Genomic DNA, 18,779 nt, shown 5'->3' with positions numbered 1-18,779 from the left:
TCTTATAATGGGAAGCAAGAAGTAGGAAGCAAGACGAAATATAAAATGCTAAACATAGAAAGTAAAATGTAAAAGGGTCTTATATTCGTTGCGGAAAATTTATAAATTTCACTTCATACTCCATTTTCTGCTCACCACTAAATACTAACCATTAACTACTATTCATAAATGAAACTCGTTTTTGCCACCCATAACCAGAACAAATTTAAAGAAGTGCAATTGTTGCTTCCATCACACATAGAGCTCCTAAGCTTGACAGATATAGGCTGTGACGAGGAGATTCCAGAGACGGCAGATACGATAGAGGGGAATGCTAGGTTAAAGGCAGAACATGTGCGTGTCTATTATAACATGAACTGTTTTGCAGATGATACTGGGCTTGAGGTGAAAAGTTTGTTTGGCGAGCCAGGTGTTTATAGTGCACGTTATGCAGGTGAAAACGCTACGTCAGAGGAGAACATGGACAAGTTGCTCAAAAATCTTGAGTTTAAAGTAAACCGTTCTGCCAGTTTTAAGACAGCGATCGCATTAGCTATGGACCATCATGAAGTTTTGTTTCTAGGGGTGTGTGACGGTGTGATTACTGAGAAGCGTAGCGGTGATAAAGGCTTTGGCTATGACCCTATTTTTCTTCCTAATGATGGAAAAGTAACCTTTGCAGAAATGTCTATGTTAGAAAAAAGCACCATAGGTCATAGAGGAAAGGCGATGCGCCAACTTATCCACTATCTAACTGTCTAATGAAAGATTATATATGATACAGAAGATCATTTATAGGTAGTAAATATTTTAATCTGTCAAGAGCCTATTATATGGTCTTTGGTTTTTCTGAAATACACAAGAATCAAACAATGTCCCTTTTTAACATAGCTGCTTTCGGCTTTTATTTGTATGATGCTTAGGTGAAGGAGTAGATGGAAAATTCGATGATATTTATAGAGGTGGATGATGTTTATGTGCATCTTGAAGCTTTTAAAAAACTAAACTTAAATCAAAGGTTTCAAAGTATTAAATTTTCTGAAGTACGATGTAATGACTGGGGTGACGAATACTTTGTGAATGATTATACAGGTGTATTAATCCATAGTGATGCTCTAAATAAACCATATATTTGTCAGTTCTAAGACTGTTGCCCCTTGACGGGTGCTAATTAGAGTGCGGGGGTAGAACGATTATAAAGACTTCATATTTTAGAATTGAAAATAAATCACTAAAAACCCGATATATCAAACAATTAGATTACTTTTGCACCGCGTTAGCAGAAATGCAACGTAGGTAAAAATCCTCAGGGAGAGGTAGTGCTAAAAGTGAAGTCGTAGGTTTTTGTCGATTGCTTCCCACAGCACACAAATAACATATAGACTATAAAAAAATGTCAGCATTTAAAGCGTTGGGGCTCAACGATGAATTACTACAAGCCATTACAGATTTAGGTTTTGAAACACCATCTGAAGTACAAGAACAAGCAATTCCTATCCTTCTAGAAAACGAGACAGATCTCGTTGCACTAGCACAAACAGGTACAGGAAAAACAGCAGCATTTGGTTTTCCAATGTTGCAGAAAATAGATGTAGATAGCCGCACGACTCAAGGCTTGATACTATCGCCTACACGAGAACTGTGTATGCAGATCACCAATGAGATGAAGAATTACGGTAAGTATATGAAAGGACTTAACGTGGTTGCTATTTATGGTGGTGCGAGTATTCAAGATCAAGCACGCCAGATTAAAAAAGGAGCGCAAGTAATTGTAGCTACGCCTGGTCGTATGAAAGATATGATAAGTCGTAGAATGATCGATATCTCTAAAATACAGTATTGTGTTTTAGATGAAGCAGATGAGATGTTGAACATGGGTTTCCATGAAGATATCACAGAGATTTTATCGCATTCTCCACAAGAGAAAAACACATGGTTATTTAGTGCAACGATGCCAAGAGAAGTATCTAGCATCGCTAGAGAATTTATGTACGAGCCACAGGAAATTACTGTAGGGTCTAAAAACATTGGGTCTGAAAATGTATCACACGAATACTATCTAGTGAACGCGCGTGATCGTTACCAAGCCTTAAAGCGTCTTGCGGATGCAAATCCAGATATCTTTTCTGTTGTATTCTGTAGAACAAAACGTGATACACAAAAAGTAGCAGAGCAATTAATCGCAGATGGTTATAACGCCGGAGCAATCCACGGAGATTTGAGTCAGAATCAACGCGATATTGTGATGAAGCAATTCCGTAGTCGTCAAATTCAAATGATGGTTGCGACAGATGTTGCTGCTCGTGGTATCGATGTAGATGATATTACTCACGTAATCAATTATCAGTTACCAGATGAAATAGAAACGTATACGCACCGAAGTGGTCGTACAGGTCGTGCTGGTAAAGAGGGTATTTCTATCGTGATTGTATCTAAAAGTGAAGTGCGTAAGATTAGAAGTATTGAGAAAAAGATACAAAAGCAATTTGCGGTAAAAGAAGTTCCTTCTGGGATGGATATTTGTGAGAAGCAATTAATGCACTTAGCAAATAACATCAAGGATACTGAAATCAATGATGATATTGAGGCTTATTTGCCTAGTATCAATGAAGCATTAGAAGATTTTAGCAAAGAAGAATTGATTAAAAAATTCTTTTCTGTAGAGTTTACGCGTTTCTACAATTATTATAATAAGGCTAAAGACATTAATGTTCAAGCTGGCCACGAGAAAGATTACAGAGATGATACAGGGAGTGTTCGTTTCTTCTTAAACATAGGAGAGAAGGATGATTATAACTGGATGACGCTGAAAGATATGCTGAAGGATGTCCTTAACTTAGGGAAGGATGATGTGTATAAAGTAGATGTAAAAGACGCATTCTCATTCTTTAATGTGGATGAACAACATAAAGATCTTGTAACAAGTGTTTTTGCAGATTTTGAAATAGAAGGCCGCAAAGTAAATGTAGAAGAATCTTCTGGAGGTCGCGGAGGCGGTGGCGGAGGTCGCAGTGGCGGAGGTCGTAGTGGCGGAGGTCGTCGTGATGGCGGAGGTCGTGATAGAGACAGAGGAAGAGGTCGCAGCGGCGGAAGTGGTGGCGGTGGCGGTTACAAAGGGAAAAGGAGTGGTGACGGTGGTTACGGCGGTGGCGGTAGAAGCAGCGGTGGAAGTGGCGGCGGAGGTTACAAAGGAAAAAGAAGCGGTGACGGTGGTTATGGCGGAAGTTCTAGTAGCGACTCTGGTGGCAGCTCAAGCAGCGGTTCTGGTGAGTCATCTAGCCGTGGAAGATTTAGCGGAAGCTCAGATTCTGGAGCGGAAGGAAAGTCAAAGTTTAGCGGAAAACGCAGAGGAAAAGCGAAGCCAGCTGGCGGAGGTACTGGAGGGCGTAGAAGAAGAGATTCTTAAACCCTTTTATGTAGCTTCGATATAGGAGGCAAATTAATATAAAATTTATAAGTAAGGGGTCCGTGTCAATATTTTGGCACGGATTTTTTCATGATGTATATTACAGACACCGTCCATTATGAATCATAGCTTTGTTTTATTTTGAAGACTCCAAACCATTCTGCTGAAAGGCGAGAGTATTAAATATTTGGTAAATTGTGAATCGATAGCGAAATATTACTTCGCATTTGTCGTCTATATACGTACATTTGTATTGTACTATGAAAAAATTTGCCCTACTTATTTGTTTACTCCTAGTTGCTTCATTTGCCTTTGCTCAAGAAGATTTAATTATTGAAGGAACTGTCCTTAATAATAATGATGACAAGCCACTAGAAAACGTAAACATTGTAAATCTCAATAAAGTAAAGGGAACCACTTCAAATCAAGACGGCCTGTTTAAGATACAAGCACAGGTTAACGATACGCTCTTCTTTAGTTACTTAGGTTTTAAATCTATTAGAGTACGCGTGACCAATGACTGGTTAAAGTTTGGTGATATTAAAGTAAAAATGACAGAGCTTGGTATTGCGCTTGAAGAGGTAATTGTGCGTCCTGTGCAGCTCACGGGATATGTTGAGGTCGATGCAAAAATAATTCCCGTCTATGATAATTACCGCTATCGTATTTCTGGCTTAAGTACTGGATATGAAGGTGGACAGCAACAGCCTGGAGCCATTTCTAAGGTATTAGGTGCTATTTTTAATCCTGCAGATTTCTTATATAACGTTTTTGGTAAGCGTCCTAAGCAGATGAGTAAACTTCGCCAGATGAAAAAAGATGATAACATCAGGAACTTATTACAATCTAAATACGATCGCGAAACGTTGATGGCAGTACTGCAATTAGAGCGCGTAGATGTAGACGAAATTTTAAATAATTGCAGTTACAGTGAAGACTTTATCCGTACCGCAAATGATCTCCAGATACTTGATGCTATCAGTGAATGCTATGAAGAATATAAGGTACTTAATCGTAACAGAGGGTAGATTTTTTAATTCTGAAGTGTTAAAAAATAATATATTGTGATATCTACTGTCATCGAATACGCTTAGGCTGACATGATCAAAATTCCGCTAACTATAGTAGTGTCAAACTGATTGCAGTCGAAGTGAATCTAAAGGCATATGTATAATTAATGGTATTTAGATACATATAATGATCATTATGAAAAAGCACATCGACGCCCAAAAAACATTCTTTTTCTCACAGGCGACGAAAGATGTTTCTTTTCGAATCAACGAACTTAACAGGCTTGCTAAGCTATTAAAGGATAACGAAGCGGCACTTAGCAAAGGGATACTTGATGATTTTAAAAAATCTGCCTTTGAGAACTATTTAACGGAGCTCGCTGTTGTACAGCAGGATATCAAAGAAGCAAAACGAAATATTCATAGATGGTCGCGAAGACAAAAGGTCTCTACTAACATCGCCAACTTCCCTGCAAAGAGTTATATCATTCCAGAACCATTAGGGACCTGCCTGGTCATTGGGGCTTGGAACTACCCTTATCAAACATCACTTGCGCCTGTAGTTGCAGCAATAGCGGCTGGCAATACGGTTATTTTAAAACCTAGTGAGTTGCCAAGTGCAACCTCAAGCATTATGGCGAAGCTTATCAATGAAGCTTTTGACCCTCGTATATTTAAAGTTATTGAAGGGAGTGTTGACGAAACGACAGCACTACTCAATCAAGACTTTGATAAAATTTTCTTTACAGGAAGTACTACCGTAGGTAAAATAGTATACAAAGCTGCTGCCGAAAAGTTAATCCCCGTGACCCTTGAGTTAGGTGGAAAAAGCCCTGCAATTATCGCAGAAGATGCAAATCTGAAAATGACGGCGAAGCGATTAATTTGGGCAAAATTCTTAAATTCAGGTCAGACCTGTATCGCACCAGATTATGTGCTTATTCATAAAAGCCAAGAACAAGAATTTTTAAAACACGCGATTGCTGAAATAGAAAATGCAGCGTATGCTTTTGAGAATGATAATTATGTTCAGATTATAAACGAGCGTAACTTTGATCGCCTTACAGGAATGCTAGACGCTTCAAAAACACATATTGGTGGAGACAGTAATAAGGCAGACAGATACATCGCGCCAACAATGTTAACAAATATTTCTTGGGACCATCCTTCTATGAAAGAAGAGATTTTTGGACCGATACTACCAGTGCTTACTTTCTCTGATTTGGATGAGGTAATTACAAATGTTAGAAAATTTCCGAAACCTTTATCTTTATATATTTTTACTTCTAATTCTACAACAAAGAATCGTATGTTGAAGGAGTTGTCCTTTGGTGGAGGTGCTGTAAATGAGGCGGTAATGCATATTAGTAATCCGCATTTACCCTTTGGTGGCGTTGGCGCTAGCGGTATAGGTTCGTATCACGGAAAGTCAGGTTTTGACTGCTTTACGCACTATAAGAGCATTATGGACAAGCCAACGTGGATCGAGTTGCCTATCAAGTTTTCGCCTTATTCTAAGACCAAACTCACTTGGTTAAGACGTCTATTTAAGCTGCAATAATGTTTCAGACGTTTATTCATTACGGCCTTCATTTTTCTTTGCCATTGTTGGTGGCGCTTCTGTTTTACAAGTCGCAATGGAAGAAAGCATTTCTCATTATGATTGCCATGATGTTGGTCGATGTAGATCATTTGTTTGTAGCTCCTATTTTTGATCCCGACCGTTGTAGTGTTGGGTTTCACTTTTTGCATAGCTATTGGGCGATAGGCGTTTATCTGGTTTGTACTTTTATAAAGCCTTTGCGACTTTTTGCCTTGGGATTGTTATTGCACATGGTCGCTGATGGTGTGGATTGCTGGATGATGCCATAAGGGATCTAAACTGAAACCGAACTCTAAATTTACTTTTTCCTTGAGTTCAAGTTCGTATTTGTTCTTTTATCTATGATGATAAGGCTCATTTCTCAAAATAGTGAACCCTCGATAAATTTGCTCTATAAAAAAAAGTCTTACCATTTGGTGGCTGAACGTCATTGCAGATAAAGATACCTTCCCGTTTGCTCTGCTGTACATCTCGTCGCTAAAGCCATAAGGACCTCCTATCACAAAGATGAGGTTCTTAAGCCCGCTGTTCATATGCTTTTGCAGGTACTGACTAAACTTCTCTGAGTTGTATGTTTTTCCTTTTTCGTCGAGAAGAATAAGCGCGTCAGCCGTTTGGGTGCGTTTTAAAATTTCTTCACCTTCTAGCTGTTTCTGTTGCGCTTCAGATAGGTTCTTTGTTTTTTTGATGTCTGGGATGATTTCAAAAGTAAATGAAACATAATGACTTAGACGTTTGATATAGACCTCGGTGAGTTCTATTAGTTTTTTATCATCGGTTTTACCGATGGCTAGGAGGGTGATTTTCATTTATTCGGCTATAATGTTGTGAAGGTGTTCGCCTTTAAAACTCGATACGGGAAAAGCAGTAAGGGAAAGACAATTATAAGTTTTTTTAACATTGATAAGCTTTGAGTCTCTAAAAATACTATATTTTTGAGAATATAATGTTGAGTAGATGATTTCAGAAAAACAATTTAGGAAAGAAATAGGTATCACCATAGCAAACGCAATACGTGAAGATATAGGTGATGGCGACCATAGTTCGCTTGCATGTATTCCAGAGGATGCGCAAGGTAAAGCTAAGCTATTAGTTAAGGATGAGGGGATTATAGCTGGAGTTGAGTTTGCAAAACAAGTGTTTGACTATGTGGATCCAGGACTGAAAATTGACGTAAAAATACAAGATGGAGCTGCTGTGAAATATGGGGATATTGCTTTTTATGTGGAAGGAAATTCTCAGTCTATTCTAAAGGCAGAGCGATTGGTGCTGAATGCTATGCAACGGATGAGCGCTATTGCGACTAAAACCAATGCCTATGTCAAGTTGCTAGAGGGTACAAAAACCAAAATATTAGATACCAGAAAAACGACACCAGGAATTCGAGCCCTAGAAAAATGGGCTGTAAAAATAGGGGGAGGCGAGAATCATCGTTTTGCATTATATGATATGATAATGCTCAAGGATAACCATATTGATTTCTGCGGTGGAATCACAAAAGCTATTGAAACTACCGTTCAATACTTAGAAGATCACTTACTTGACCTTAAAATTATTGTGGAGGCAAGAAACCTAGATGAGATTAAAGAAATACTCACTACGCAAGGCGTCTATAGAATCTTAATAGACAACTTTAATTATGAAAATACGCGCAAGGCTGTCGCGCTTATAGGTGATCAATGTCTTACAGAAAGTAGTGGAGGCATTACTCTTAATACTGCGCGAGAATATGCAGAATGTGGTGTAGATTTTATCTCTAGTGGTGCTTTGACACACTCTGTTTATAATATGGACTTAAGCCTTAAAGCTGTATAGTGAACGAGCAAAAAGAAGAATATAACACAGATATCCCTGTAATAAAGAATATTGTAAAGTGGAGCCGGAAAATAAAAATTCCTGGACTGCAAGGACTTACATTGTATCGCTTGTTTGATATTTACGGTACGGGGATTATTAAGGGGTCTTTCTCACCTCGAGCGAGTTCTATTGCTTATAGTTTTTTTGTGGCACTATTTCCTTTTTTGTTATTCATCTTAAATTTGATTCCCTATATAAAAATTGATGGGTTTCAGACGCGTTTCTTAATTTTTATAGAAGAAGCATTGCCTGCTCAAACGGCAGATTTATTTTACCCAGTCATTGCAGATATTGCAGTGAATCCTCGTGGAGGCTTACTCTCTTTTGTGATTATTCTTTCTTTGTTCTTAGCAGCAAATGGTGTAAATGCTGCTTTTAGTGCCTTTGAAGAATCATATTACGTAAAGCTCAATCGCGGTTTTTTTAGACAGTACGCAGTTGCGTTTTCGGTATCTATACTTTTGGCATTGTTGTTGCTTATTACTGTAGTAGTGATTGTCTATGGCGAGTTCTTGATCAAAGACTTAACAGGACGGGATTATATAAAGAATGATCTGTTTTGGGTCTCTTTATTGCAAATAACGGTCTTTGTTGTAATGGTGTATGTAGTAGTATCAACACTGTATTACTTTGGCACAAAAGAAGGAAGAAAAATACAATTTTTTTCTCTTGGCGCTTTAATAACGACTTTACTTTTTATTATGACCACTTATTTTTTCGGGATATACATAGAGAATTTCTCTAACTATAACGAATTATATGGTTCTCTTGGAGCATTGTTGATAATGATGTTATATATTTGGATCAACGCAAATCTCTTATTATTAGGGTTTGAACTCAACATTGCCTTATTTAGGCTAGATTTAAAACAAAAACGAACAATAACTTAAATTAAAAAACAAAAATGAAAAAAGTAATTTTCCTCCTAGTAGCGATGGTATCAGTAAATATGGCATTCGCTCAAACGCAAGTCGGTGAAGTAACCTTGCCGAATTCGTTAAATTTCAGTGCACAAGAATTAGTCCTTAACGGAGCAGGTATTCGTAAAAAAGCAATGATGCTTAAATTATATTCTGGTGGTTTATACTTGCCAACAAAATCTAGTGATGCAAAAGCAATCATAAGTTCAGATAATACCATGGCGATCCGCTTAGTAATTACATCTAGTTTTGTGAGTAGCGAGGCAATGAGTGAAGCAGTAAAAGACGGATTTGAAGCTTCTACAGGTGATAACACAGCTCCGATTGCGGATGAAATTAAAAGCTTCGTATCTTTTTTCAGCGATGAAATAGTAGAAGGGGATGTTTTTGATATCACAAACCAAAAAGGAAAAGGTGTAGTGGTATATAAAAATAACACACAGCTTGGAGTTATCAAAAGCGCTGCTTTCAAAAAAGCATTATTTGGTATTTGGTTAGGTAACGATCCTGCAGATAGCAAGCTTAAGAAAGGAATGCTTGGTAATTAATATGAAGCAGTTTATATTAATTATTGCAATAGCCTTTGTGAGTTTTACAAGTACCGCACAAAATGTCTTCGGAAAGTGGAAAACCATTGACGATGTGTCTGGGGAAGCAAAATCTATCATAGATATTTATGAAAGAGACGGCAAGGTGTATGGAAAAGTAACCCAAATCTTAACTGAAGGCCGTGAAGATTCTGTATGTACAGAATGTGATGGTGAAGACAAAGGCAAACCAATACTGGGATTAGAAATCATTAGAGGTCTTGAGAAAGACGGCGATGTCTACGAGGATGGAGAAATCCTTGATCCAGAAAATGGAAAGCGCTACAAGTGCTACATAGAACTTGTAGAAAATAATAAATTGAAAGTTAGAGGTTACATAGGCTTCTCACTTTTAGGAAGAACACAATACTGGTATAGAGTTAAGTAAAAGATGTACCTAGTATTTCTTCAGAGATAGTAAGAACGGCAATCAGTTTTAATTGATTGCCGTTTTTTTATGTCTTGTCCTCCTTACGACCATTAGGAATGTTCATAAAATGTGCGTGCTTAATTTTTGATATCACGTAGGCTTGATTATTTTCACAACTTACTTCCTGATCGTTATCGGGACACAAATAAGAACCACTTGTACTATATAGACGTTATACTTCCCATTCCGCTCAAACAGACCTTTACCTATTCGGTGAATAAGGATGAGGCGGCGTTTTTAAAACAAGGGTTTAGAGTAGCAGTGCCCTTTGGAAAATCTAAAGTCTATACCGCAATTGTTTATCAAGTGCACGATCAAGCGCCTAGGGGCTATGAAACAAAGTCTATAGATCACATCCTGGATGAAGCCCCTATTATTTCGGAGAAACAAATTACGCATTGGCAATGGATGGCTTCTTATTATATGTGCACCTTAGGTGAAGTAGTGAAGGCGGCATTGCCGAGTGCTTTTTTATTAGAAAGCGAAACTAAAATCACATTAAACCTAGGCACTAAAACAGCAGAGGAACTTCAGGAAATAGAGGCAAACTTCACCGACGATCAGTTTTTAATCTTTGAGGCTTTACAGGCGCAACCATCGTTATATATAAATGATTTACGCGCAATTCTTAATAGGGCTAATGTGGTTAAAGTGATGCAGCAATTGCTAGAGAAAGAGGTGATTGCCGTCGAAGAAGAACTCACGGAAAAATATACGCCTAAACTTCGTCGCTATGTTAAACTTGCAAAAGAATATGAAGCAGAGCAATCCCTAAGAGCATTGCTGGAGTCGCTAGAAAAAGCGCCAAAGCAAAAAGCGGTCTTAATGACGTTGTTTACACTCACAGGACAAAGTAAGAAACCTGTTGATACTATAAGTTTGCAAAAGAAGAGTGCGGCTAACGCATCTGTGCTAAAAGCTTTGATAGCTAAAGGAATCTTAAAAGAATATTTTATTCAAAAGGATCGTGTAAGCTATGAGGGAGACGAAGCACAAGCGACCAAAAAATTATCTAATGCCCAAGAGACTGCCTTAAGTGAGATGAAGGTTGCGTTTCAGGAACACGAAATTGTACTACTCCACGGTGTCACTTCCAGCGGAAAAACAGAGGTCTATGTAAAACTCATAGAGGAAACCATAAAGCAAGGAAAGCAAGTCTTGTACATGCTTCCAGAGATTGCATTGACGACGCAGTTGATTTCTAGGTTGCAGCACTATTTTGGAGAGCAGGTTTCTGTATATCATTCAAAATACACACTTAATGAACGCGTAGAAGTCTGGAATAATGTGATGGACAGTAAGCCCAAGGCTCAAATAATACTAGGAGCTAGATCTTCTATTTTCTTACCCTATTCTAACCTCGGGCTTATTATCGTGGATGAAGAGCACGAACCGTCTTTTAAACAATATAGTCCGGCGCCAAGGTATCACGGGCGGGATAGTGCAATTGTGTTAGCTTCTATGCACGGAGCAAAAACCATTTTAGGTTCGGCCACGCCATCTTTAGAATCTTTTTTTAATGCCGAGGCAGATAAATATGGTCTTGTAACGCTGTCAAAACGTTTTAATAATGTGATGATGCCAGAGATCGTCTTAGTTGATATTAGAGAAAAGTACCGTAAAAAGAAAATGACGGGGCACTTTAGTGATCGGCTTATGGAAGAAATGAAAACGGTGCTAGAGAATGGCGAACAAGTCATCCTTTTCCAAAATAGAAGGGGTTTTTCACCGGTGATAGAATGCACTACCTGTGGTACATCGCCGCAATGTCCTAATTGTGACGTGAGCTTAACTTTTCATCAATACAAGAATGAACTACGCTGTCATTATTGTGGCTACCATATGGGAATGCCAAAGTCTTGTATTGCTTGTGGCAGCGAAACACTAGATAATAAAGGCTTTGGTACAGAACAAATAGAAGCCGAAGTAAAAGCGCTTTTCCCTGCGTACAACGTGGCGCGTATGGATCAAGATACTACTAGAGGAAAACACGCGTATGCCAAGCTTATTGATAAGCTAGAGAATCAAGAAATTGATATTTTAATTGGGACGCAGATGGTTGCCAAAGGATTAGATTTTAGAAATGTACGCCTAGTGGGGGTTTTAAATGCTGATAATTTACTCAATTTTCCAGATTTTAGAGCGCACGAACGTAGTTTTCAATTACTACAGCAAGTAGCGGGTAGGGCAGGAAGAACAGAAAAAAGAGGAAAGGTAATTGTACAGAGTTATAATCCATTGCATCAAATTTTACAGCAAGTAAGTCAGCACGATTATGCTACTATGTTTAAAGAGCAGACAGAGGAGCGTTATCAATTTAAATATCCACCTTATTATAGGATGATAAAGATAATGTGTCGCGATAAAAACTTTCTAAAGTTAGATAAAGCCGCAATGTGGTTTGGGACGGCTTTAAGAACACAGTTAAAAGAAAATATTTTAGGACCAGAGCCACCGCCTGTCTCCCGTATTCGGAATTACTACATCACCAATATTTTGGTTAAAATTCCAAAAGAACAATCGCTGTCAAAAACCAAACAGATGATTGATCTCGTGCAATGTAGCTTTAATGGGATTAAAGAATTTTCTTCTGTGAGGATTACAATAGATGTGGATAATTATTAAATGGTGCTTTTAGAATTTGAATTGGCTTGTGTTGGCCTATCTAGAATATTCAAAAACCATTCCTCTGCACCTTCAGTAATTGATTTGGGTTGTCTGCCTAAAACTATTGCTAATAAGAAAGGATTAATAGGTTTGTGCGAGAAGTATTAGTTTCTCATAGATGAAGCCAAGGCTTCTACAAGTTCTGATTTTCTATTACGACTTAAAGGTAATTGCTCATTGTCTAGTTCAATTACTTTGCTATTATAGCGTTCTACTTTGTCAAGATTCACGATATAAGATTTGTGTATCCGTAAAAAACGCTCTGTGGGTAACAATGCTTCAAAAGCTTTCATCGTTGATAAAACGACCAGCGCGTCATGCTCGGTTACTAGTTTTACGTAATCTCCTAAGGCCTCGATATACCTAAGCTCATTAAGGAATACTTTACGCTTTTTAAGATTACTCTTTACAAAGATGAAATCTTCATCATCAAAGCCATCATCGTTTTTCAACTTAAAGTTAGTCAATGCTTTATGTACCGCATTTAAAAAACGCTCTTTTGAAATAGGTTTTCTTAAATAATCTACTGCGTCATAATCAAAAGCTTTGAAAGCGTACTTGGTCTTTCCGGTCACAAATATAATTTGTGGCTTCGTAGTAAGGTCATCTAGAAGGTCAAATCCAGAAAGGATAGGCATCTCGATATCTAAAAAGATCAAGTCAATCTCTGTCGTGGCAAGACCCATTTTTGCTTCGATAGCATTATTGTATTCAGCAACAAGCTGAAGCGACGGGTGATTTTCTATCAATTTTACGATAGAAAGACGTTGTAGGGTCGAGTCATCTACAACTGCACATTTTAATAGCGGTTTATCCACGATTTTGTATATTTAGGTAAAGCAATTATAGCAAAAAAATCGATGAACGGCAAGTTTTTTTGGTTTTAATCGTATTTATAATGCATTTAGTCTTTTAATCGGTGTTATTTAATTAGGGTTTTATTCAGTTTGATATTTGAATAAAATGTAGTATTTTTGCACGCTCTTGGCAAAGTGCTAGGAGATTAATCCAATATTAAAGGTTTATATATATGAATCAATATGAAACTGTTTTCATCTTAAATCCCGTTTTATCTGATGAACAGATAAAGGAAACAGTGAAGAAATACGAAGATATTCTTGTTTCTGGAGGTGCTAAGATGATATCAAAAGAGGATTGGGGGCTTAAAAAATTAAGCTACGCCATCCAACACAAAAAAAGTGGGTTTTACCACTTAATGGAGTACACCGTACCTGGTGAAGTGATCAACGAGCTAGAGGTAGCTTATAGACGTGATGAGCGAGTGATGCGTTACCTAACTGTAAGGTTAGATAAGCACGCAATTGCTTGGGCAGAAAAAAGACGTAATCGCGATAAACAAAAAGCATAAGTTATGGCATCTATTCAAGAACAAGCAAAAGGAAAGAAAGACGGAGAGATCAGGTATCTTACTCCTCTTAACATAGAGACAGCAAAGCAAAAGAAATATTGTCGTTTTAAGAAGTCTGGTATTAAGTACGTAGACTACAAAGATGGCGAATGGTTATTGCGTTTTGTAAACGAACAAGGAAAGTTATTACCTAGAAGATTGACAGGAACTTCTCTTAAGTATCAGCGTAAAGTTGCTGTTGCAGTAAAGAGATCTCGTCACCTAGCGTTAATGCCTTACGTAACAGATTTATTAAAATAAAAACAAGATAAAGATGGAAGTTATATTAAAAAATGACGTTGAAAATCTTGGTTTTACAGATGATACTGTAAGCGTAAAGAATGGATACGGACGTAATTACTTGATTCCTCAAGGTCACGCAGTATTAGCTACTGTTTCTGCCAAGAAAGTTCTTGCAGAAAAGTTAAAGCAACGTGCCTATAAAGAGAAGAAAATAGTAGAAAGTGCTCAAGTTCAAGCAGACAAGTTGAACGGTCTTGAGATTAAACTTACTGCAAAAACTGGTGAAGGAGATAAATTATTTGGTTCTATTACGAGCGCAGATGTTGCAGAAGCATTAGCGAAAGAAGGAGTAGAAATCGAGAAAAAGTTTATTTCAGTTGCTGGTGGTAACATTAAGAGAACAGGACAATATGATGCTAGCATTCGTTTCCACAGAGACGTTGTAGCAAGTCTTACTTTTGACGTTGTAGCAGAAAAGAAATAAATTTTCTAATACATATAAGACTAGCCTTTCTCTCACGAGGAAGGCTTTTTTATTAAAATACAATTATGAAATATTCCAGACTTACGAAAGAACAATTTGAAGAACTACAGCCAGAATTTATTAATTTTCTCGCCACACAAACAATCACAGCAAGTGAGTGGGCAGATATTAAAAAGAACAAACCAGAAGTTGCAGAAGACGAACTCGACGTCTTTAGTGATTTAGTTTGGGAAGGAGTGCTTTCAAAAGCACAGTATCTTGAAAATATGAGCGCGCAACAATTGTTCTTGTTTCAAGTAGAAGAAAATCAAATGAGTCTTATCTCATTAAAAGTAAATAAAGAGGAAATCGATATTACTACTCCTCAGGGCTATTCCTGGTTGCAGAAAAACTATATGGATGATAGTGTAGAATTTTTCACCTCAGAAAAAGCCTTTTCAAAAGACAAGAATCAAGATATCTTTGGAATTATTAAGCAAGGAGCCGTGATGACTAAAGGAAGTCTATTTCAGTTTTTTGAGCGGTTTGTTGGGTAGGCACTGCGGCTGTAAATGTACTGAGTTTCGTGCCTTGTACTATTAAAATAATTACGCCAGCGACTGCATCTCCACTAAATTTTGATACACTCCATTTTTAGCCAATAGCTCTTCGTGTCTTCCTTGTTCTACAATTTCTCCTTTGCTTAATACTACAATGTTATCGGCTTTTTGTATAGTAGACAGGCGGTGTGCTATTACAATAGAAGTTCTGTTTTTCATCATGTTCTCAAGTGCTTCTTGCACCAAGCGTTCGCTTTCTGTATCTAATGCAGAAGTTGCTTCATCGAGAATCATTATAGGAGGGTTTTTAAGAACCGCACGTGCGATGCTTAAACGTTGCTTCTGTCCGCCACTTAATTTATTTCCGCTATCACCTATGTTCGTGTGGATAGTTTCTGGCAAGTCTTTTACAAACTCCCACGCATTTGCTATTTTTAAAGCTCCTAGAATTTCTTCATCGGTTGCAGTAGGGTCTCCAACTAACATGTTCTCTTTAATTGAATCATTAAACAAGATAGAATCTTGCGTCACAAGCCCCATCAAGCTTCTTAAAGAAGCTTGCGTAATGTCAATTATGTTATCCCCATCAATAGAAATACTTCCCTCGTTAACGTCGTAAAAGCGTGTAACAAGATTTGCAATGGTACTTTTGCCGCTTCCACTTTGTCCAACGAGCGCTACTGTTTCTCCTTTTTTCACGTGCAGTGTGAAATTTTTCAGGACATATTCATCTTCATATTTGAAAGACATGTTTTCAATACTAAGTTTGTTTTGAAAACCAACTTTCTGTTTAGCATTAGGAGCATCAACAATCAATGAAGGTGTTTCAAGTATTTCTAAAACACGTTCTGCAGCAGCATTTCCCTTCTTTACACCGTAGCTTGCCTTACTGATTGCTTTGGCCGGAGTTAGTATTTGATAGGCTAAACCCATGTATGCTATAAATGCAGCGGGATCTAATGTTTTTTCAATAAGCACCATACTACCACCAAACCATAACAATACCCCAATCACTGCAATCCCTAACACTTCACTAATAGGCGAAGCTAAGTTTTGTCTGTTTAAAAGGTTGTTTGAGTACTCGTAGTATCTTCCCGTTGAGTCTTTAAACTTATTGGTGAAGATAGACTGTGCGTTAAAACCTTTAATAATTTTTAAACCACTTAATGTTTCCTCAAGAATAGAAAGAAAGAATCCTTGCTCTTCTTGTACTTGATGCGACTTCTTTTTTAAGGTTTTTCCAATTCGAGAAATGATAAAGCCAGATACTGGAATAAATATGAAGACAAAGAGTGTGAGTTTTGCGCTCAGTGTTAGCATAATTAAAATGGCAAATAATATGGTAAGTGGTTCTCTTACAATTAGTTCAAGAATAGATAAAAATGAAGATTGAATTACTTGCACATCACTCGTCATTCTTGAGATGGTATCGCCTTTCTTTTTTTCTGAGAAAAATGAGATTGGTAAATCTAAGGTCTTCAGGTATAATGCATTTCTAATATCCTTAAGAACCCCATTGCGTAAAAACGTAATGAACCACATGGCTAAATAGCCAAAGAAGTTTTTGAGTAAAAATGTCACGACCACAACCGCAATCATATACATTAACACTTTCATCTCGCCTATCGCCTCCACCTGCTGGGTAAGGTAAAAGTTGAGATGTCCTTCTAGGTAGTCGCCCAATTCTAAAATACTGGTGTATTCTGGCGGAGCGCTAACTACTTTTTTATCGTCAAACAATACCTTTAACATTGGTATTAACGATACAAAGGCCAGACTTCCAAAGAGCGCATAAAAAACGTTGGCTATAACATTTCCATAGGCATACTTTTTATAGGGTTTCGCATAAGCCCAAATTTTCTTGATATAATCCACTAATTAAAATTTAATTGCTTTTGTATTGCTGCTATCCTATCGTCTAATAAGCGTGTTGTATTCTTCTTCTCTTCTGTCGTCACGCTGATGTAAAACTTTATCTTAGGCTCTGTACCGCTTGGTCTTGCCGCTATTTTACTTCCGTCTTCTGTATAATAAATAAGTACATTAGATTTTGGAATCTCTATAGTTTTTACGCTATTATTTAAAGTGTCTCTAGCTTCACTCGTTAAATAATCTTCTATTTTGACAACTTTACTGCCATTGATTTCTGTAAATGGATTCTCGCGTAGTTGCTTCATAATTGTAGCAATCTCTTCTGCGCCTTTCTTTCCTTTTTTTACTAAGGAAATTAATTGTTCCTTATAAAACCCTACTTCTTTTTGGATCGTGTCAAAATAGTCTAAAAGTGTATTTCCTTTCTCTTTTTCTATAGCCGCAATCTCGCAGGCAAGTAGTGCAGCGGTGACAGCATCTTTGTCTCTTACAAAGTCGCCTACCATATAACCGAAACTTTCTTCACCACCTCCTACTAAATACAACTCAGGAAAGTCTTTTATCATTTTTGCAATCCACTTAAAACCTGTGAGGCCTTCCTTGTAGATGACACCAAATTTTGCTGCAATCTTCTCAACCATTGGAGTTGATACTATAGTAGATGCAACAAAGTGCTTTTGGTTGAGTGCGTTTTGTTCTTTTAATTGGTCTAACAAGAAATAAGTTTTGATCGCCATGGCTTGATTTCCATTTATAATCTTCATTTTGCCATTGGCGTCTCTTACTGCTATCCCCAAACGATCACAATCTGGATCTGTACCAATCACGATATCTGCATGTTCTTTATTAGCAAGCGCAATTGCCATAGACAATGCTTCAGGTTCTTCTGGGTTGGGAGAAACTACTGTAGGAAAATCTCCGTCTGGTGTAGATTGTTCTTTTACACTATAAACATTGGTGTATCCAGCTTCTGCTAATACTCTTGGAATCATTGTACTGGAGGTTCCATGGAGCGCGGTAAACACGACTTTAAGGTTTTCGCGCAAAGTGTTATCCTTTATTTTGCAACCATTCTTTAAAGATGCCGCAGCAAACGCATCATCGACTTCCTTATCTATACCCTCAATAAGGGAGGCGTTTCCATTGAAGTTCACCTCGCTGTAATCCAATGCATTTATAATATTAATAATGTCGTTGTCTTGTGGTGGGACTAGTTGGCCACCATCTTGCCAATACACTTTATACCCATTGTATTCAGGCGGATTGTGAGAAGCAGTAAGAACGATACCACATTGACAACCTAAGTGTTTTACAGCAAATGAAAGCTCTGGAGTAGCGCGGAGGTCTGTAAAAAGATAGACATGTATTCCGTTTGCAGAAAACACATCTGCCACTACTTGTGCTAATTCCTTACTATTATGCCTACAATCATAAGCAATAGCAACTTTTAAAGTTTCTGAAGGGAATTGTTTTTTTAAATAATTTGAAATCCCTTGGGTGTTTTTACCCAAGGTGTATTTATTGATTCGATTATCACCAACACCCATCACGCCGCGCATACCGCCAGTACCAAAAGCAATCGATTTGTAAAAACTATCCTCTAATCCATCAGGATCACGTGCGATCATTTCTTTGATTTCTGCTTGGGTCTCTTGGTCAAAAGTAGGGGTGAGCCAAGTGTTTACTTTTTCTAATGTAGTTGGATCTATGTATGTCATAAGTAGCTGCTAATTCTGGTGCAAAAGTACCATTTTCGAATTTTAGATGTAAGATT

The 18,779-nt window shown here is 37.6% G+C and carries 18 protein-coding genes; 14 read left to right on the top strand and 4 right to left on the bottom strand.

The features are described from left to right. The first annotated feature begins 168 nt into the window (after nt 1-168). From ABXT71_RS12190 to ABXT71_RS12170, 5 genes are all read left to right on the top strand, one after another. The gene (locus ABXT71_RS12190) at nt 169-741 is read left to right on the top strand and encodes a non-canonical purine NTP diphosphatase (RefSeq protein ID WP_415371637.1); all 573 of its coding nucleotides are present in this window, start codon (nt 169-171) and stop codon (nt 739-741) included. A gap of 631 nt (nt 742-1,372) precedes the next feature. Continuing rightward, complete coding sequence (locus ABXT71_RS12185; protein WP_415371636.1) at nt 1,373-3,385, top strand: DEAD/DEAH box helicase; 2,013 nt, start codon at nt 1,373-1,375, stop codon at nt 3,383-3,385. A gap of 260 nt (nt 3,386-3,645) precedes the next feature. Then, nucleotides 3,646-4,413: a carboxypeptidase-like regulatory domain-containing protein gene (locus tag ABXT71_RS12180; RefSeq protein WP_415371635.1), complete on the top strand. Its 768-nt coding sequence runs from the start codon at nt 3,646-3,648 to the stop codon at nt 4,411-4,413. Nucleotides 4,414-4,591: 178 nt separating this feature from the next. Continuing rightward, entirely contained in the window at nt 4,592-5,956 is a 1,365-nt protein-coding gene (locus ABXT71_RS12175) for an aldehyde dehydrogenase (RefSeq protein WP_415371634.1), read from the top strand. Continuing rightward, complete coding sequence (locus ABXT71_RS12170) at nt 5,956-6,267, top strand: DUF6122 family protein (protein ID WP_415371633.1); 312 nt, start codon at nt 5,956-5,958, stop codon at nt 6,265-6,267. Before ABXT71_RS12175 ends, ABXT71_RS12170 begins: the two co-directional genes overlap by 1 nt. Before the next feature lie 66 nt (nt 6,268-6,333). On the opposite strand, the gene rlmH is transcribed toward ABXT71_RS12170, so the two are convergent. Beyond that, on the bottom strand, nt 6,334-6,807 hold the full coding sequence (rlmH, locus tag ABXT71_RS12165) for a 23S rRNA (pseudouridine(1915)-N(3))-methyltransferase RlmH (protein ID WP_415371632.1): 474 nt from the start codon (nt 6,805-6,807) through the stop codon (nt 6,334-6,336). Nucleotides 6,808-6,955: 148 nt separating this feature from the next. On the opposite strand from rlmH, the gene nadC reads away from it, so the two are divergent. From nadC to priA, 5 genes are all read left to right on the top strand, one after another. Further along, on the top strand, nt 6,956-7,813 hold the full coding sequence (gene nadC, locus ABXT71_RS12160; protein ID WP_415371631.1) for a carboxylating nicotinate-nucleotide diphosphorylase: 858 nt from the start codon (nt 6,956-6,958) through the stop codon (nt 7,811-7,813). Beyond that, entirely contained in the window at nt 7,813-8,745 is a 933-nt protein-coding gene (locus ABXT71_RS12155; protein ID WP_415371630.1) for a YihY/virulence factor BrkB family protein, read from the top strand. Before nadC ends, ABXT71_RS12155 begins: the two co-directional genes overlap by 1 nt. A gap of 14 nt (nt 8,746-8,759) precedes the next feature. After that, entirely contained in the window at nt 8,760-9,323 is a 564-nt protein-coding gene (locus tag ABXT71_RS12150) for a chalcone isomerase family protein (protein ID WP_415371629.1), read from the top strand. Nucleotide 9,324: 1 nt separating this feature from the next. Beyond that, complete coding sequence (locus tag ABXT71_RS12145; protein ID WP_415371628.1) at nt 9,325-9,750, top strand: DUF2147 domain-containing protein; 426 nt, start codon at nt 9,325-9,327, stop codon at nt 9,748-9,750. A 198-nt stretch (nt 9,751-9,948) separates the two neighbouring features. Then, the gene (priA, locus tag ABXT71_RS12140) at nt 9,949-12,417 is read left to right on the top strand and encodes a primosomal protein N' (protein WP_415371627.1); all 2,469 of its coding nucleotides are present in this window, start codon (nt 9,949-9,951) and stop codon (nt 12,415-12,417) included. A 146-nt stretch (nt 12,418-12,563) separates the two neighbouring features. On the opposite strand, the gene ABXT71_RS12135 is transcribed toward priA, so the two are convergent. Next, nucleotides 12,564-13,277, bottom strand: coding sequence for a LytR/AlgR family response regulator transcription factor (locus ABXT71_RS12135; protein ID WP_415371626.1), 714 nt, complete (start codon nt 13,275-13,277; stop codon nt 12,564-12,566). A 212-nt stretch (nt 13,278-13,489) separates the two neighbouring features. On the opposite strand from ABXT71_RS12135, the gene rpsF reads away from it, so the two are divergent. The 4 genes from rpsF to ABXT71_RS12115 all read left to right on the top strand — a co-directional run bounded on the left by rpsF (nt 13,490) and on the right by ABXT71_RS12115 (nt 15,130). Beyond that, the gene (rpsF, locus tag ABXT71_RS12130) at nt 13,490-13,828 is read left to right on the top strand and encodes a 30S ribosomal protein S6 (RefSeq protein WP_415371625.1); all 339 of its coding nucleotides are present in this window, start codon (nt 13,490-13,492) and stop codon (nt 13,826-13,828) included. Between the two features lie 3 nt (nt 13,829-13,831). Beyond that, on the top strand, nt 13,832-14,128 hold the full coding sequence (gene rpsR, locus ABXT71_RS12125) for a 30S ribosomal protein S18 (RefSeq protein ID WP_415371624.1): 297 nt from the start codon (nt 13,832-13,834) through the stop codon (nt 14,126-14,128). A 13-nt stretch (nt 14,129-14,141) separates the two neighbouring features. Then, nucleotides 14,142-14,594 carry a 50S ribosomal protein L9 gene (gene rplI / locus ABXT71_RS12120; protein WP_415371623.1) on the top strand — a complete coding sequence of 151 codons (453 nt, stop codon included), beginning with the start codon at nt 14,142-14,144 and terminating at the stop codon, nt 14,592-14,594. 65 nt (nt 14,595-14,659) lie between these two features. Next, nucleotides 14,660-15,130 carry a DUF6495 family protein gene (locus ABXT71_RS12115; RefSeq protein WP_415371622.1) on the top strand — a complete coding sequence of 157 codons (471 nt, stop codon included), beginning with the start codon at nt 14,660-14,662 and terminating at the stop codon, nt 15,128-15,130. Nucleotides 15,131-15,181: 51 nt separating this feature from the next. On the opposite strand, the gene ABXT71_RS12110 is transcribed toward ABXT71_RS12115, so the two are convergent. Both ABXT71_RS12110 and ABXT71_RS12105 read right to left on the bottom strand, forming a co-directional pair. After that, complete coding sequence (locus tag ABXT71_RS12110) at nt 15,182-17,008, bottom strand: ABC transporter ATP-binding protein (RefSeq protein WP_415371621.1); 1,827 nt, start codon at nt 17,006-17,008, stop codon at nt 15,182-15,184. Then, complete coding sequence (locus ABXT71_RS12105) at nt 17,008-18,723, bottom strand: phospho-sugar mutase (RefSeq protein WP_415371620.1); 1,716 nt, start codon at nt 18,721-18,723, stop codon at nt 17,008-17,010. The genes ABXT71_RS12110 and ABXT71_RS12105 overlap by 1 nt, the downstream gene beginning before the upstream one ends. Nucleotides 18,724-18,779 lie beyond the last annotated feature (56 nt).

This window comes from Patiriisocius sp. Uisw_047 (genome assembly GCF_047730165.1).
Lineage (GTDB): Bacteria > Bacteroidota > Bacteroidia > Flavobacteriales > Flavobacteriaceae > Patiriisocius.
Note: the sequence above shows the minus strand (reverse complement) of the source record. Positions and strands in the feature narration are given on the sequence as shown.

Coding starts and splice junctions, on each gene's coding strand:
- ABXT71_RS12105 (WP_415371620.1), bottom strand. CDS start 18,723: ATGACATACATAGATCCAACTACATTAGAAAAAGTAAACACTTGGCTC.
- rplI (WP_415371623.1), top strand. CDS start 14,142: ATGGAAGTTATATTAAAAAATGACGTTGAAAATCTTGGTTTTACAGAT.
- ABXT71_RS12180 (WP_415371635.1), top strand. CDS start 3,646: ATGAAAAAATTTGCCCTACTTATTTGTTTACTCCTAGTTGCTTCATTT.
- ABXT71_RS12115 (WP_415371622.1), top strand. CDS start 14,660: ATGAAATATTCCAGACTTACGAAAGAACAATTTGAAGAACTACAGCCA.
- rlmH (WP_415371632.1), bottom strand. CDS start 6,807: ATGAAAATCACCCTCCTAGCCATCGGTAAAACCGATGATAAAAAACTA.
- ABXT71_RS12175 (WP_415371634.1), top strand. CDS start 4,592: ATGAAAAAGCACATCGACGCCCAAAAAACATTCTTTTTCTCACAGGCG.
- ABXT71_RS12185 (WP_415371636.1), top strand. CDS start 1,373: ATGTCAGCATTTAAAGCGTTGGGGCTCAACGATGAATTACTACAAGCC.
- ABXT71_RS12150 (WP_415371629.1), top strand. CDS start 8,760: ATGAAAAAAGTAATTTTCCTCCTAGTAGCGATGGTATCAGTAAATATG.
- ABXT71_RS12170 (WP_415371633.1), top strand. CDS start 5,956: ATGTTTCAGACGTTTATTCATTACGGCCTTCATTTTTCTTTGCCATTG.
- nadC (WP_415371631.1), top strand. CDS start 6,956: ATGATTTCAGAAAAACAATTTAGGAAAGAAATAGGTATCACCATAGCA.
- ABXT71_RS12145 (WP_415371628.1), top strand. CDS start 9,325: ATGAAGCAGTTTATATTAATTATTGCAATAGCCTTTGTGAGTTTTACA.
- rpsF (WP_415371625.1), top strand. CDS start 13,490: ATGAATCAATATGAAACTGTTTTCATCTTAAATCCCGTTTTATCTGAT.
- ABXT71_RS12190 (WP_415371637.1), top strand. CDS start 169: ATGAAACTCGTTTTTGCCACCCATAACCAGAACAAATTTAAAGAAGTG.
- rpsR (WP_415371624.1), top strand. CDS start 13,832: ATGGCATCTATTCAAGAACAAGCAAAAGGAAAGAAAGACGGAGAGATC.